Here is a 15,196-nt window from a genome sequence, read left to right as displayed (position 1 = left end):
GCCCGCCGTCCGCCCGCCGCAGAACCCCGAGCTGCTGGCCCGGCTCGCCGCGCTGCGCGACACCGACCACCGGCTGGCGGTGGCCCGCTCCAGCGGCGCGGCGTCCGCGGCGACGCTGGAACGCGACCGTGCCCGCCTCGAAGCCCAGGTCAGGGCCGGAACCCTGCACGTGCGCGGCGCGGCGGGGCGGGGGGAGCGCGGGCCGGGCGCGGAGCAGATCCTGGCCGCGCTCGGCGACGGGTGCCTGGCCGAGCTGGTGATCGTCGACGGTGTCCTGTACGTGCTGCTCTGCGGCGGCGGCCGGGTGCGCAGGTTCGCCGTCGGGCCCGCCGCCACGGCCGTCGCCGAGATCGAGTTCGCCCGCTCCCGGCTGCGCCGCCTCGCCTACGAGCGGCGGCCGGACCGGGCGGCGCTCGCCGAGCTGGGCGCCAGGCTGGAGGCGAGCGTGCTCGGGCCGGTGGCGGGCAGGCTCGGCGATGGCCCCGTCGTGGTGGTGCCGCCGAGCAGGCTGCACGAGGCCCCGTGGGGGCTGCTGCCGTCGCTGCGGCGCAGGGCCTTCAGCATCGCCCCGTCGGCGGGCGCGTGGCTGCGCGCGCAGGCGGCCGAGCGGCCAGGCGACGCTTCGATCGTGCTCGTGCGCGGGCCCGAGGTGGCCAACGCCGAGCAGGAGGTACGCGCCATCGCCGGGCTGTACGACGAGGCCCCCACGCCGCCGGCCGTCCTGGGCGGCGGCTCGGCCACCACCCGCGCGGTGCTCGACGCGATCGACGGCTGCCTGCTGGCGCACGTCGCCGCGCACGGCACGTTCAGGGCCGACAGCCCGCTGTTCTCGTCCCTGCTGCTGGACGACGGCCCGCTCACCGGCTACGACCTGGAACGGCTGCGCCGTGCCCCGTACCGGCTGGTGCTGTCGAGCTGCGACTCCGGCCAGATGGCCGCGGTCGGCGCGGACGAGGTGCTCGGGCTGGCCACCGCGCTGCTGCGCCTGGGCACGGCGGGCATCGTCGCCAGCGTGGTCCCGGTGAACGACGAGACGGCGGTGCCCGTCATGGTCGGCCTGCACGCCGGGTTACGCCGCGGGCTGAGCCTGGCCGAGGCGCTGTGCCAGGCCCGGGGCGACGACGTCTCGTTCGTCGCGATCGGCGCGGGCTGACGGCGCCGCCGACTTGACAGCCCCCTTGACTGTTGAGCGATAAATCTTCTCAAGTGCCCGCAATAACCGACAAACGGTGACATATTGATTGATGGGCTAGATTGTGGCTTGAGTGGAATTTGTGGCGTTGCTAGGGTGGCCCGATGCTGAGGATGCGGGAATGACCTTTCGCCGCACCTTGACAGATACCACTGACCATGGCGGTGCTCGATGGACTTCGGTCGCTCTGACCGCTGGCGGCTGCCGACGGCGATCAAGATCCTGATCGCGGGTGGGTTCGGCGTGGGAAAGACCACCATGGTGGGGGCCGTGTCCGAGACGCGCCCCCTCCGTACGGAAGAGGCGCTGACGCACGTCGGCACGCACATCGACGACCTGTCGGGCGTCGAGTCCAAGCCGACCACGACCGTGGCCATGGATTTCGGCCGCATCACCATCCGCGACGACTACATGCTGTACCTGTTCGGCACCCCCGGCCAGGAACGGTTCTGGTTCGTCTGGGACGAGCTGGCCATGGGCGCGCTCGGGGCCGTGGTGCTGGCCGACACGCGCCGCCTGGCCGACAGCTTCCCCGCCATCGACTACTTCGAGCGCCGCGAGACACCGTTCGTGGTGGCGCTGAACTGCTTCGACGGCGCCAGGCCCGTCACGGTCGGCGACGTGCGCCAGGCCCTCGAACTGGAGGCGGAGATCCCGATCGTGCGCTGCGACGCCCGCAAGCGCGCCTCGGGCAGGGAGGTGCTCATCGCGCTGGTCGAGCACGCGATGCGCTCGGGCCCCACCCCCGTCGGGACCATGTCGTGACCATCACCGGCTACCTTTGACCGATGGAGGAGATCGACCGCCGGATCGTCACACTGCTGGCAGCGGACGGCCGGATGAGCTTCACCGACCTGGCCAGGGAGACCGGCCTGTCAGTGTCGGCCGTGCACCAGCGGGTCCGCCGCCTGGAGAAGCGCGGTGTCGTGCGCGGCTACGCCGCCGTCGTCGACTACGACGCGGTCGGGCTGCCGCTGACGGCGTTCGTGTCGATCAAACCGATCGACCCGGCCGCGCCCGACGACGCCCCCGAGCGGCTGGCCCACCTGACCGCGATCGAGGCCTGCCACAGCGTCGCCGGTGACGAGAGCTACATCCTCAAGGTCCGGGTGGCCTCGCCCGTGGCGCTGGAGGAGCTGCTCCAGCACATCCGCGCCTCGGCGAACGTCTCCACCCGCACCACGGTGGTGCTGAGCACCCCGTACGAGCACCGCGCCCCCGAGCTGGCGGAGCCTCCCGGCGAGGAAAATCCGGCCTGACTGTTCGGCAATGCCGAACCACGCTAGAGTCGGCGGCGTGGGAGAGACGATCCAGTCCGTGGAACGCGCCGCCGGCATCCTGCGGCTGCTCGCCTCGGGGCCGCGCGAGCTGGGCGTGGCCGAGCTGGCCCGCGCGATGGGCCTGCCCAAGGGCACGCTGCACGGCATCCTGCGCACGCTGGTCCACGTCGGCTTCGTCGAGCAGGACGCCACCACCGGCCGCTACCGGCTCGGCGGCACCCTGCTGCATCTCGGCAGCAGCTACCTCGACGTCAACGAGCTGCGCACCCGCTCGCTGAACTGGGCCGACGCGCTGGCCGGGCGCAGCAGGGAGAGCGTGTGGATCGGCACCCTGCACGAGGGCGGGGTGCTCGTCGTCCACCACGTGTTCAGGCCCGACGACAGCATGCAGGTCCTGCAGGTCGGCACCATGCTGCCCGCGCACGCCACCGCGCTCGGCAAGGTGCTGCTCGCCTACGACCCGTACGGCGAGGCGCCGGCCGAGCCGCTGCCCGCGTTCACGGGGCGCACCCTGGTCGCCCCCGACGACCTGGCCAAGGACCTGGAGCTGGTACGCGGCAGGGGCTGGGCCGCCGAGGTGGAGGAGCTGGTCGAGGGCGAGGTCTCCATCGCCGCCCCGATCAGGGACCGCCGCGCGGTCACCGTGGGGGCGATCGGCGTCAGGGGCGCGCTCGAACGGCTCGCCGAGGGCGGTGAGCCACGCATGGACGTCGTCTCCTACGTCCGCGACGCCGCCCGTGCCATCACCCGAGACCTCAGCCGATGATCAACCACCCCCCGTGTTCGGCGATGCCGAACAAGCTGAAGTGAGGAACCCCGTGCCTCGACCGCACTACGTCGCCGCCATCGACCAGGGCACCACGTCCAGCCGGTGCATGGTGTTCGACCGCGACGGCCGGATCGTCTCCGTCGCGCAGCGCGAGCACCGGCAGATCTTCCCGAGGCCCGGCTGGGTCGAGCACGATCCCGCCGAGATCTGGCAGGCCGTCCAGGCCGTGCTGGCCGACGCCGTCGCGGGCAGCGGCATCGACCCGGGCCAGCTCGTCGCGCTCGGCATCACCAACCAGCGCGAGACCACCGTGCTGTGGGATCGCCGCACCGGCCGGCCCGTGACCAACGCCGTCGTCTGGCAGGACACCCGCACCGACGCCCTCGTCCGCTCCCTGGCCGGGCACGAGGAGCTGTTCCGCGAGCGGGCCGGGCTGCCGCTCGCCACCTACTTCGCCGGCCCCAAGATCCGCTGGCTGCTGGACGAGACGCCGGGGCTGCGCGAGCGGGCCGAGCGGGGCGAGGTCCTGTTCGGCACCGTCGACAGCTGGCTGATCTGGAAGCTCACCGGCCGCCACGTCACCGACGTCACCAACGCCAGCCGCACCATGCTGATGAACCTGCGCACGCTGAGCTGGGACGACGAGCTGCTCGCCGCGCTCGGCGTGCCCCGCGCGATGCTGCCGGAGATCCGCCCGTCCGCCGAGGTGTACGGCACGGCCGACGGCGGCGTGCCGGTGGCGGCGGCGCTCGGCGACCAGCAGGCCGCCCTGTTCGGGCAGACCTGCTTCGAGCCCGGCGAGACCAAGAGCACCTACGGCTCGGGCAGCTTCCTGCTGATGAACACCGGCGCCGAGCCCGTCACGTCCAAGCACGGGCTGCTCACCACCGTCGGCTACCAGATCGGCGACTCGCCCGCCACCTACGCGCTGGAAGGCTCGATCGCGGTCACCGGGTCGCTGGTGCAGTGGCTGCGCGACAACCTCGGCCTGATCTCCAGCGCCGCCGAGATCGAGACGCTCGCCGCGACCGTCGACGACAACGGCGGCTGCTACTTCGTCCCCGCCTTCTCCGGGCTGTTCGCGCCGCACTGGCGCTCCGACGCCCGCGGCGTCATCGCCGGGCTGACCGGGTTCGTCACCAAGGGGCACATCGCGCGGGCGGCGCTGGAGGCGACGGCCTGGCAGACCCGCGAGGTGGTCGACGCGATGAACGCCGACGCCGGGCTCGCGCTCACCTCGCTGCGCGCCGACGGCGGGATGACCGCCAACAACCTGCTCATGCAGATCCTGGCCGACGTGCTGGCCGTACCGGTGGTACGGCCGATGGTCGCCGAGACCACCTGCCTGGGCGCCGCCTACGCCGCCGGGCTGGCCACCGGCTACTGGCCCGACACCGACAGCCTGCGCGCCAACTGGCACAAGGCCGCCGAATGGCGTCCGCAGGTCAGCCAGGACGTCCGCGACAGAGAGCATCGCAACTGGCGCAAGGCCATCGAACGCAGCCTCGACTGGAGCACGCCATGACCTCCCGCACCACACCCGCCGCGCACTCCGCCACCCGCGCGGAGACCCGGCAGGAGCTGTCCACCACCACCTACGACCTGCTCGTCATCGGCGGCGGCATCCTCGGCACCTCCGTCACCTGGATGGCCGCGCAGGCCGGGCTGCGCGTCGCCATGGTCGAGGCGGGCGACTTCGCCGGAGCCACGTCCAGCGCGTCGTCCAAGCTCGTCCACGGCGGGCTGCGCTACCTGCAGACCGGCAACGTCAAGCTCGTCGCGGAGAACCACCGCGAGCGGCGGGCGCTGGCCGCCGACATCGCGCCGCACCTGGTCAAGCCGCTCACGTTCGTGGTGCCGATCTACCGCGGCGGGCCGCACGGCGCCGCCAAGCTGGGCGCGGGCGTCTTCCTGTACTCGGCGCTGTCGGTGTTCGGCGACGGCCTCGGGAAGGTGATCACGCCGAACCAGGCCCTGGCGAAGGTGCCCGCGCTGAAGGCGGAGGGGCTGCGGGCCGCCGCCGTCTACGGCGACCACCAGATGAACGACAGCCGGGTCGCGGTGATGACCGTCCGCGCCGCGGTCGACGCGGGCGCGGTCGTGCTCAATCACGCGGAGGTCGTCGGGCTGCGCAAGACCGGCGGCCCAGTGGGCGGCACGGTGGGCGGCACGGTGACCGGAGCCGACCTGCGCGACCGCCTCGACGGCGGCGAGTTCGGGGTGAACGCCCGGCTCGTGCTGAACGCGACCGGCCCGTGGATCGACCACCTGCGCCGGATGGAGGACCCCGGCGCCGCGCCCAGCATCCGGCTGTCCAAGGGCGCCCACCTGGTCATGCGCCGCCACGAGCCGTGGAAGGCCGCGCTCACCGTCCCGATCGACAAGTACCGGGTCTCCTTCGCCATCCCCTGGGAGGACCACCTCCTGCTCGGCACCACCGACGAGGCCTACGAGGGCGACCCCGCCGACGTGCGCGCCACCGACGCGGACGTGGCCCAGATCCTCGACGAGGCAGGGCACGCCGTCCAGGACGGGCAGCTGCGGCGCGAGGACCTCACCTACTCCTTCGCCGGGCTGCGCGTGCTGCCCGGTGGGCCGGGGGCGGTGGCGTCCGCCAAGCGGGAGACCGTGCTGACGCGCGGCAGGGGCGGCATGCTGTCGGTCGCCGGCGGCAAGTGGACCACCTACCGGCACATCGGCAAGCTCGTCCTCGACACGCTCGCCCACCTGCCGGGCCGCCCCCTGGGCGACGACCTGGCGGCCATCCTGCCCGCCATGCCGCTGCCGGGCCTGGCCAGCCCCGACGCGGTCGCGATGCGGCTGTGGTCCGACCGTGAGCCGGGCGCCCGGATGGACCCGCTCGTCGCCCGGCACCTGGCCACCCACTACGGGTCGATCGCGTTCGACCTGGCCAGGCTCATCCGCGACGATCCCGCGCTGGGGGAGCGCATCCACCCCGACGGCCCCGACATCTGGGCGCAGGCGCTGTACGCCCGCGACCACGAGTGGGCGGCCACGGTCGACGACGTCCTGCGCCGCCGCACCACGCTGACCGTCCGCGGGCTCGACACGCCCCAGGTCCGCGACCGGATCAGGGAGCTGCTGGAGGGCCGCTGACGCGCCCGGCCAGGTTGGAGCGCCCGGCGCGCGGTGGCGCCGGGCGGGCCGCCGTCAGGGGCGCTCGTAGCGGGCGCGCAGGCGGGCCTTGGCGGCCTCCGTCGCCCCGAGGTGCTCCAGGCCGTTCAGCGCGGCTCCGATGATCGGCGGGACGTCCGCCACGATGAGCTTGGCGCGCGGCGCCCTGTCGGCGAAGGCGCTGTCCAGCAGGGGCGTCAGGAGCGGGTCCCTGGCGGTCAGGATGCCGCCGCCGAGCACCACCTCCGTGGGCGTCTCCAGCAGGTTGAGGCGGCGCAGGCACACCTCGGCCAGCACCGTCACCTCCTCCGCCTGGCGTTCCACCAGTGACAGGGCCACCGCGTCGCCGTCGGCCGCGGCGGCGAAGACGCCCGGCGTCAGCTCGTGCAGCCGGTCCGCGTCCAGGTGGCCGAAGTGCAGGGCGAGCACCAGGTCCGCCACGGTGGCCGTGCCGAAGTGGGCCTTGACCAGCGTCGTCAGCGCGGTGGAAGGCCCCCGGCCGTCCTCGGCGCGGATCGCGTGCCACAGCGCCTCCTCCGCCACGCCCAGGCCGCCGCCCCAGTCGCCGCTGAGGCGTCCCAGCGCGGGGAAGCGGGCGACCTCCCCGGTGGGGGAGACGCCGACCGCGTTGATGCCCGCTCCGCACACCACGGCCACGCCCCACGGCGCCGACGCCCCCGCCCGTAACACGGCGAAGGTGTCGTTGCGCACCACGATGTCCGGGCCGAAGCCCCTGGCGGCGAACTCCCGCGCCAGCGCCTCCTCCTCGACCGGCAGGTCCGCCCCGGCCAGGTAGGCGGCCACGTGGTCGAACCGCGCGTCCACGAGGGGGCTCTCGCCCGGTGACGCGCCCGCGACCGCCTGGTGCACCGCCTTCTCCACCTCGTCGACCGCCGCCGCCACCCCGTCGCTCTGCGGGGCGAACGGGCCCGATCGCCCCGTGGCCAGGACCTCTCCGTCGTCCGCGACCACCGCCACGTCGGTCTTGCTGTTGCCGCCGTCGACGGCCAGGACGAGTCTGCGGCGCTCCACTAGCCCACCGTCCACGGCAGGTAGGCGCGGTTGGCCTCCAGCAGCAGGTCCGTCAGCTCTTCGGCGATCGCGTCCTGGCCGATCAGCGGGTGGGCCAGCAGCGCGTCGCGGACCCGGTCCGCGCCGCCGTACAACGCCGCGTCGAGCGCCAGCCGCTCGTACGCCGACACGTGCGCGATCAGCCCCGAGTACAGCGGCTCCACCGCCGGCACCGGCAGCGGGACGGCCCCTGCGGCGGTGATGGTGGCGGGCACCTCGATGACCGCGTCGTCGTCCAGGAAGGGCAGCGTGCCGCCGTTGCGGAGGTTCACCACCTGCGCGTCGCCCCGGTCGCCCAGCAGCGAGGCGATCAGCGCGACCGCCGCCTCGGAGTAGAACGCGCCGCCCCGCTGCGACAGCAGCTCCGGCTTCTCGACCACGGCGGGGTCGGCGTACATCTCCAGCAGCCGCTCCTCCATGGCCGCCACCTCCGCCGCCCGCGACGGCCGGGCCCGCTGCTCCTGCACCACCTGGTCGTGCGCGTAGAAGTAGCGCAGGTAGTAGGACGGCACCGCGCCGAGCCTGGTCAGCAGGCCGGGCCGCAGGCCGAGGCCCTCGGCGAGCTCCTCGGCGTGCTCGCCGAGCAGCGCGGGCAGCACGTCCACGCCGTCCAGGTAGACGGCCCGCTCCCAGGTCAGGTGGTTGAGCCCGACGTGGCCGAGCGAGACACGCGACGGCTCGACGCCCAGCGTGGCGGCGGCGCGCCGCTGGAAGCCGATCGCGACGTTGCACAGCCCGATCGCCCGGTGCCCGGCGTCCAGCAGCGCCCTGGTGACGACGCCGACGGGGTTGGTGAAGTCCACGATCCACGCGCCGGGGGCGTGCCTGCGGACCGTCTCGGCCAGTTCCAGCACCACCGGGACCGTGCGCAGCGCCTTGGCCAGGCCGCCCGCGCCGGTCGTCTCCTGGCCGACGCAGCCGCAGCGCAGCGGCAGCGTCTCGTCGACGTTGCGCGCCGTCTGCCCGCCGATGCGGAGCTGGAACAGCACGGCGTCCGCGCCCGCCACCCCCTCCTCGACGGAGGCGGTGGCCAGCACCTGGGCCGGATGCCCGGCGTGGGCCAGCATCCTGCGCGCCATCCCGGCCACCAGTTCCAGCCTGGACGCGTTCGGATCTATCAGGGCGATGTCCGTGACGGGCAGCTCGTCCCTGAGCCGGGCGAACCCGTCGACGAGCTCCGGCGTGTACGTCGAGCCGCCCCCGATTACGGCGAGTTTCAACCCTTCACTCCTGTCAGCGTCACGCCCTCGATGAAGACCTTCTGGGCGAAGAAGAACACGATGATCACCGGTGCCATGACGAGCAGCGTGGCCGCCATGGTGAGGTTCCACTGGACGTGGTGCAGCGCCTTGAACGAGGCCAGGCCCACCGACAGCGTCCAGCTGTCCAGGTCGGTGGAGGCGTACAGCAGCGGCCCGTAGTAGTCGTTCCAGCAGTAGAAGAACTGGAACAGCCCGACCGCCACGATGCCCGGCCTGGCCATCGGCAGGATCACCCGCATCAGCGTCCTGAAGTCCGAGCAGCCGTCCACCCGGGCGGCGTCGGTGTACTCGCGCGGGATCGTGATGAGGAACTGCCGCAGCAGGAAGATGGAGAACGCGTCACCCAGCAGCATCGGCAGGATGAGCGGCCACAGCGTTCCGGTCAGCTGGAAGCGCGCCCAGATGAGGTAGACCGGTACCGCGATGACCTGGGGCGGCAGCATCATCATGGTGATGACCAGGAGGAACGCCAGCCTGCGCCCCCGGAAGCGGAACCGCGCCAGCGCGTAGGCCACCGGGATCGACGACAGCAGCGTGAACAGCGTCCCGAGCCCGGCGTACAGCAGGGTGTTGCGCAGCCACAGCAGGAGCGGCGAGCGGGCGAACACCTCGGCGAAGTTCTCCCAGTTCCAGCTGTGCGGCAGCAGCTCGTCGGTCAACGTCTGGTTGTCGCTCATCACCGCGGTGAACAGGACGAACACCAGCGGCCCGAGGAAGGCGACGGCCAGCCCCATGGCCACGGCGTGGGTGGCGATCCAGTACAGCGCCTTCCTGGTGCGGCGCCGTCCCCGAGCCCGGTGGACGGCGGCGCGCTCGGGCGCGGCGACCAGCGTGGCGCTCACGACGAGACCTCCTCGAAGCCGCGGAACTGACGCAGCAGGACGAGCGTGAAGAGCATCGACGCGGCGAACAGCACCAGGGCCAGCACGCAGGCGTAGCCCATGGAGTAGTCGCGAAAGCCCGCCTGGAATAGCCACTGCGGCAGCGTCAGCGTGGACATCTCCGGATAGCCGGGGACGAACGTCGAGCCGGGCGCGTCGGTGACGCCCGAGGCCACCCGGGCCGCGATCATCGCCTGGGTGAAGTACTGCAGCGTGTAGATCACGGTGGTGACCATGGAGAACATCAGCACGGGCCGGATCGTCGGCAGCGTGACGCTGCGGAACTGCCGCCAGCCGCCCGCGCCGTCGATGGCCGCCGCCTCGTACAGGTGCCTGGGCACGTCCAGGAGGGCCGCCAGGAAGATCACCATGAGGTTGCCGACGCTCCACATGGCCAGCAGCGTCAGACCGGGCTTGGACCAGTCCTTGTCGCCGAACCAGTCGGGCCCCTGTATGCCGACCAGGTCGAGAAGGTGGGTGACCGGCCCGGTCGAGGGGTTCATCAGGAAGACGAACGCGACCGTCCCGGCTGTCACCGGCACCAGCGCCGGCAGGTAGAACACGGTGCGGAAGAAGCCGACCCCGGCCTTGAGCTTGGTGACCAGCTGCGCCACGCCCAGCGCGAACAGCACCTGGGCGGGCACCATGAAAACGACCAGCCAGGCGGTGTTCCTGATGGACAGCCAGGCCCGTTCGTCCTGCAGGAAGTAGCGGTAGTTGTCCAGGCCGGTGAACTTCAGCGTGAACAGGTCGTAGTTGAAGAAGGAGAAGTAGGCGGTGGCGAGCAGCGGGTAGGCGAACAGCACCGAGAAGCCCACCAGCCAGGGAGCCAGCCACAGCAGGGCCCGCAGGCCCTCCTTGCGCCTGAGCGAGCGCGCGGCCATGGGATCAGCCGCCCGACAGCTTCAGCTTGTCGTTGATGGTCTTGTCCACGCCCGCCAGCCCGGAGTCCAGGTCCTTGGCGGAGCCCTTCTCCCACGAGGCGATGAAGGACTGCAGCGCCTCCTGGTTGAACGTGCTGTTGACGTGGGCCGGGATCGTGGTGGTCTTCGGGTTGGCGAAGATGTCGAGGAAGGTCTGGAAGTGCTCGTCCTTCTTCAGCTGCGGCGACTCCAGCGCGGCCGTGGTGGTCGGCACGTTGCGGATCGCGTTGGCCAGCGTGACCAGCGCGTCGGTGTCGGTGGTCAGGTACTTCACCAGCGCCCAGGCCGCCTCGGGGTGCTTGGCACCCTTCGGCACGCCGATCACGGTGCCCGCGGTGAAGCCGCCGCCGTACAGGTCGGGCTTGGCGTCGTCGACCGGCATCGGCGCGGTACCGTAGTCGATCTTCGGCGCCTCGTTGGCGAGCATCGCCACCCGCCACTCGCCGTCGATCGCCATGGCGACCTTGTTCTTGTAGAAGGGGTGGTTGGCGGAGAACTCGTCACCCAGCGACTTGCGGAACTTCTCCAAATTGGCGTAGCCGTACCAGTCGATGAGCTCCTTCTGCCAGGTCAGCAGCTTCTTCCAGGCGGGGTCCGAGCCGATCGCCGAGGTGCCGTCGGGGTTGGTCCACTTGGCGCCGACCATGGGGGACCAGTGGCCGGGGGTGTTCTCGTAGTACTGCGCGCTGGGGACGAAGCCGGCGACCTTGATCGTGCCGTCGGGGTCGCGCACCGTCAGTTCCTTGGCCAGCTTGGTCAGCTCCGAGAGCGTCTTGGGCGGCTGGTGACCCTTCATCAGCGCCTTGTTGTAGTAGAGGCCGTAGGCGTCGGTCAGCAGCGGCATCACGCACCGCTCGCCCTCGTACTGGGTGTAGTCGTTGACCACGGCCGGCATGACCGACAGGTCGATGCCGTCCTGCTTGATCACCGGGGTGAGGTCCTGGAAGACGCCGCTCTTGCACCACGCGGCGACCGAGTCGGTGGTGAAGGACGAGGCCACGTCCGGCGGCCGGCCACCGCGCACGGCCTGGGTGATCTGCTCGTCCTGGACGCCCTTGACCAGCTTCACGGTGATCTGCGGGTACTTCTTGTTGAAACCGGCGATGGCGTCGGTGAACGCCTTCACCTCCGAGTCGGCGGAGAAGCCGTGCCACAGCTCGATCGTGGTGGCGGGCAGCGCCGACGGCGCGGTGCCTGCCGGTTTGGGCTGGGAACCGAGGGCGGGGCCGCCCTCCTTGCCGGCGGTGCAGGCGGCCAGCGACAGGGCCGCTAGCCCTGCGACGGCCAGGGGAACGAAGCGCACGGGGGGTGCCTCCTCATGGCAGGGGAACCGTGGAGCCGAAGACCTCGTCGCGGACGGTGTCCAGGGCGAGGTCGAGCGCGCCGGCGAGGACGGGGTTGCCTTCGACGGTCGACAGGCGCAACTGGGGTCGCGGGATGGTGAGCGCGTGCAGTTCGTGCTCGACCAGCTCGCGCAGGCTTTCGCCGCCCGACAGCACGACGCCGCCGGTCAGCACGATCAGGCCCGGGTCGATGACGGAGGTGATGGCCGCCAGGCCCACCGCCAGCCGGGCCGCGATGTCGCGCAGCCCCGCCCTGGCGTCGTCGGCCTTCTGCCCGCCGCCGTCCGCCGCGCGCACCGCGTTCGCGATGGCCTGGCGGAAGTCCGTGCCGCGCACGCCGTACGAGCGCAGCAGCTTCAGTACGGCGGGGCCGCCCGTGAGCGCCTGGTAGCCGTGGTTGGCGTAGCGCCCGGCCTCGCGGGCCGTCGGCGCGCCGGGGGTGGGCATGTAGCCGACCTCGCCCGCGCCGCCGGTGGCGCCCCTGTGCATCCGCCCGCCCAGCACGATGGCCGAGCCGATGCCCTCGTCGGCCCAGAGCAGCACGAAGTCGGACGTGCCGTGCGCGGCTCCGTGCGACTGCTCGGCCAGCGCCACCAGGTTGACGTTGTTCTCCACCGACACCGGCACGCCCAGGCCGTCGCTCAGCGTCGGCACCAGGTCGGCGATCTGCCAGCCCGGCATGTCCTTGGCCGTGGCGTAGCCGAGCCTGCCCGTGGAGGGGTCGATCGCCGCCTGCACGCCGATGACGACCCGGCGCAGCGGTCCGGGCGGGCCCGCTCCGTCGAGCGCCGCCCGCAGCCGGTCCACCAGGTCCCCGCCGGGACGGCGCGGCGTGGGCAGCGTGTACTCGCCCACGGTCGCGCCGGTGATGTCGGCGACGCGCGCCTCGATCCTGTCGGGGGTGACGTCCAGAGCGCCGACGTAGGCCGCCGCCGGGTTGATGCGGTAGACCTCCGCCGTACGCCCCGGCAGGCCCTCCCTGATGCCGTCGAGCACCACCAGCCCGGCCTCCTGCAACCGTGACAGCAGCTGGGAGGCCGTCGGCTTGGACAGGCCGGTCAGGGTGCCGATCTCGGGCCGGGTCAGCGGGCCGCGCTCGAGGAGCGCCTGCAGGGCCGCGCGGTCGTTGATCGCACGTAGCAGACTGGGAGTCCCCGGGACCGGACCGCTCACGTTCACTCCTTCACTCGAAGTTAGGAAAGTTTCCTAACTCGATGTGAACGTAGAAGGTTCCAGCGACCCCGGTCAAGAGGTGAAACCAAGCCGTGACCGTATGCGGAAGGGAGTGACGCGAGGAAAGATGGGAGTGCCTCAACAGGCGTGCTAATCTCGTCCTTTGTCGGAAATAGCAGAGAATGGCCCGGAGTATCCCATTAACAACAATAATGGTGCGGCGGTGACTCGTCAAACCGAGCTCGCCAGAGAACAGCAGTATGTCACCCGGTTGTACGACCGCCTCGACGTGCTGCGCGACCGTACCCAGCGCCAGCTCAAGGACGTGCTGGCCGCCGGCGCCGTCGGAACGATGCAGAACAGGTCGGAACGCGACACCTTCGCCGAGATGTACGCCACCCGCCTGGCCAGGCTCTGGGCCGTCGAGCGCGGCCTGGTCTTCGGCCGCGTCGACCACGTCGACGAGGGCAGACTCTACATCGGCAAGCTCGGCCTCACCGACGATGAGCAGGAACGCCTGCTGATCGACTGGCGGGCGCCCGTGGCCCAGCCGTTCTACCGCGCCACCTCCGCCGCGCCCATGGGCGTGACCAGGCGCCGCCACCTGCAGACCAAGGGCCGGGCCGTGGTCGGCGTCGACGACGACCTGCTCGACCTCGACTCGCTCAGCGACGACGACCGCGCCACCCTCAACGGCGAGGCCGCGCTGCTGGCCGCGCTCGACGAGCAGCGCACCGGGCGCATGCGCGACATCGTGGCCACCATCCAGTCCGAGCAGGACCGCGTCATCCGCGCCGACCTGAACGGCGTGCTGGTCGTGCAGGGCGGCCCCGGCACCGGCAAGACCGTCGTCGCCCTGCACCGGGCCGCCTACCTGCTCTACACCCACCGCGAGCGCCTGGAACGCCGCGGCGTGCTCATCCTCGGGCCCAACCTCACCTTCCTGCGCTACATCGAGCAGGTGCTGCCCTCCCTGGGCGAGACCGACGTGCTGCTCTCGACGGTCGGCGAGCTCTACCCGGGCCTGACCACCACCGTCCGCGAGCGTCCCGAGGTGGCGGCGGTCAAGGGCGACCTGCGCATGGCGGCGGTGCTGGAGCGGGCCGTCCGCGACCGGCAGCGCGTCCCGCGCAAGCCCGTGGAGCTCACCCTCGGCCGCTACACGCTCACCATCGACCGTTCCATGCTCGAGGCGGCCAGGAACAAGGCCGCCCGCTCGCGCCGCCCGCACAACCAGGCGCGCTCGCTGTTCGTCAGGTCCGTGCTCAACGCCCTGGCCAGGCAGGCCGCCAGGAAGCTCGGCAGGGGCCTGATCGACGACGACGAGCTGGCCGGCCTGCGCGAGGAGCTGCGCACCGAGCCGGTCGTCAGGACGGCGCTCAACCGGCTCTGGCCGTACCTTACGCCCCAGCGCCTGCTGCTGGGCCTGTACGGCTCGCCGGAGCGGCTCGGCTACGCCGGCGCCGCGCTCACCCCCGAGGAGCGCGCGCTGCTGCGCCGCGAGGGTGGCGAGTGGACCGAGTCGGACGTCCCGCTCCTGGACGAGGCCGCCGAGCTGCTCGGCGAGATCGACGAGCAGGTGCTGCGGGCCAGCGCACTCCAGGCGGAGGAGGAGCTGGCCGCCGCCAGGCAGGCCGAGGAGCACGAGCGCGAGGCCGAGCTGGCCTACGCCCGCGAGGTGCTGGAACTGACGGGCCTGTCGGACGTCATGGAGGCCGAACGGCTGGCGGAGCGCCAGCGCGGCGGCGGCCCCTACCTGACCACCGCCGAACGGGCCGCCGCCGACCGCACCTGGGCCTACGGGCACGTGATCGTGGACGAGGCGCAGGAGCTGTCGCCGATGGCCTGGCGGGCGGTCATGCGCCGGGTCCCCAACCGCTCGATGACGATCGTCGGTGACATCGCGCAGACCGGCTCGGCGGCCGGGGCCCGCTCGTGGGCCGAGGTCCTCGACCCCTACGTGGCCGGGCGCTGGCGGCAGGAGGAGCTGACCGTCAACTACCGCACGCCGGTGGAGCTGATGGCGCTCGCCTCCCGCGTGCTGGCCACCATCGACCCCGGGCTGCGGGCGCCCACGTCCGTACGCGAGACCGGCGCCCCCGCCGGGGCGGGGCGAGGAGCAAACCCCAGACCACCCAGCACACAAAACGCACAGCGCGAGGGCGGT

At 72.1% G+C, this 15,196-nt stretch carries 13 protein-coding genes; 7 read left to right on the top strand and 6 right to left on the bottom strand.

The features are described from left to right. The 6 genes from ABZ297_RS42355 to ABZ297_RS42330 all read left to right on the top strand — a co-directional run. The coding region (locus tag ABZ297_RS42355; protein ID WP_355358705.1) for a CHAT domain-containing protein at positions 1-1,153 on the top strand (1,153 nt) is incomplete at its 5' end. 210 nt (positions 1,154-1,363) lie between these two features. Beyond that, on the top strand, positions 1,364-1,957 hold the full coding sequence (locus ABZ297_RS42350) for an ATP/GTP-binding protein (protein ID WP_355358702.1): 594 nt from the start codon (positions 1,364-1,366) through the stop codon (positions 1,955-1,957). A gap of 23 nt (positions 1,958-1,980) precedes the next feature. Further along, the gene (locus ABZ297_RS42345) at positions 1,981-2,451 is read left to right on the top strand and encodes an Lrp/AsnC family transcriptional regulator (protein ID WP_355358699.1); all 471 of its coding nucleotides are present in this window, start codon (positions 1,981-1,983) and stop codon (positions 2,449-2,451) included. 37 nt (positions 2,452-2,488) lie between these two features. Then, complete coding sequence (locus tag ABZ297_RS42340; protein WP_350813611.1) at positions 2,489-3,238, top strand: IclR family transcriptional regulator; 750 nt, start codon at positions 2,489-2,491, stop codon at positions 3,236-3,238. Between the two features lie 52 nt (positions 3,239-3,290). After that, positions 3,291-4,766, top strand: coding sequence for a glycerol kinase GlpK (glpK, locus tag ABZ297_RS42335; RefSeq protein ID WP_355358696.1), 1,476 nt, complete (start codon positions 3,291-3,293; stop codon positions 4,764-4,766). Then, on the top strand, positions 4,763-6,358 hold the full coding sequence (locus ABZ297_RS42330; RefSeq protein WP_355358693.1) for a glycerol-3-phosphate dehydrogenase/oxidase: 1,596 nt from the start codon (positions 4,763-4,765) through the stop codon (positions 6,356-6,358). The genes glpK and ABZ297_RS42330 overlap by 4 nt, the downstream gene beginning before the upstream one ends. 54 nt (positions 6,359-6,412) lie before the next feature. On the opposite strand, the gene ABZ297_RS42325 is transcribed toward ABZ297_RS42330, so the two are convergent. From ABZ297_RS42325 to ABZ297_RS42300, 6 genes are read right to left on the bottom strand one after another with little or no spacing between them, the layout of a single operon-like run. Then, the gene (locus tag ABZ297_RS42325) at positions 6,413-7,408 is read right to left on the bottom strand and encodes a BadF/BadG/BcrA/BcrD ATPase family protein (protein WP_355358690.1); all 996 of its coding nucleotides are present in this window, start codon (positions 7,406-7,408) and stop codon (positions 6,413-6,415) included. Further along, a complete protein-coding gene (locus tag ABZ297_RS42320) occupies positions 7,408-8,667 on the bottom strand; it encodes a 6-phospho-beta-glucosidase (protein ID WP_355358687.1) in 1,260 nt (419 codons plus the stop codon). The genes ABZ297_RS42325 and ABZ297_RS42320 overlap by 1 nt, the downstream gene beginning before the upstream one ends. Continuing rightward, a complete protein-coding gene (locus tag ABZ297_RS42315) occupies positions 8,664-9,551 on the bottom strand; it encodes a carbohydrate ABC transporter permease (RefSeq protein WP_355358684.1) in 888 nt (295 codons plus the stop codon). Before ABZ297_RS42315 ends, ABZ297_RS42320 begins: the two co-directional genes overlap by 4 nt. Next, on the bottom strand, positions 9,548-10,474 hold the full coding sequence (locus ABZ297_RS42310) for a sugar ABC transporter permease (RefSeq protein ID WP_355358681.1): 927 nt from the start codon (positions 10,472-10,474) through the stop codon (positions 9,548-9,550). The genes ABZ297_RS42315 and ABZ297_RS42310 overlap by 4 nt, the downstream gene beginning before the upstream one ends. A 4-nt stretch (positions 10,475-10,478) precedes the next feature. Then, positions 10,479-11,816, bottom strand: coding sequence for an ABC transporter substrate-binding protein (locus ABZ297_RS42305; RefSeq protein WP_355358678.1), 1,338 nt, complete (start codon positions 11,814-11,816; stop codon positions 10,479-10,481). Positions 11,817-11,829: 13 nt separating this feature from the next. Beyond that, positions 11,830-13,029 (bottom strand): ROK family transcriptional regulator, encoded by a 1,200-nt coding sequence (locus ABZ297_RS42300; protein ID WP_355358675.1) that lies wholly within the window; start codon positions 13,027-13,029, stop codon positions 11,830-11,832. Positions 13,030-13,252: 223 nt separating this feature from the next. Here ABZ297_RS42300 and ABZ297_RS42295 point away from each other — a divergent pair. Beyond that, on the top strand, positions 13,253-15,196 hold a 1,944-nt coding region (locus tag ABZ297_RS42295; RefSeq protein WP_355358672.1), incomplete at its 3' end, for a helicase.

The organism is Nonomuraea sp. NPDC005983, from assembly GCF_040614375.1.
Taxonomy (GTDB): Bacteria; Actinomycetota; Actinomycetes; order Streptosporangiales; family Streptosporangiaceae; genus Nonomuraea.
The sequence above is the reverse complement of the archived record's forward strand: the minus strand, read 5'-3'. Positions and strand labels throughout refer to the sequence as shown.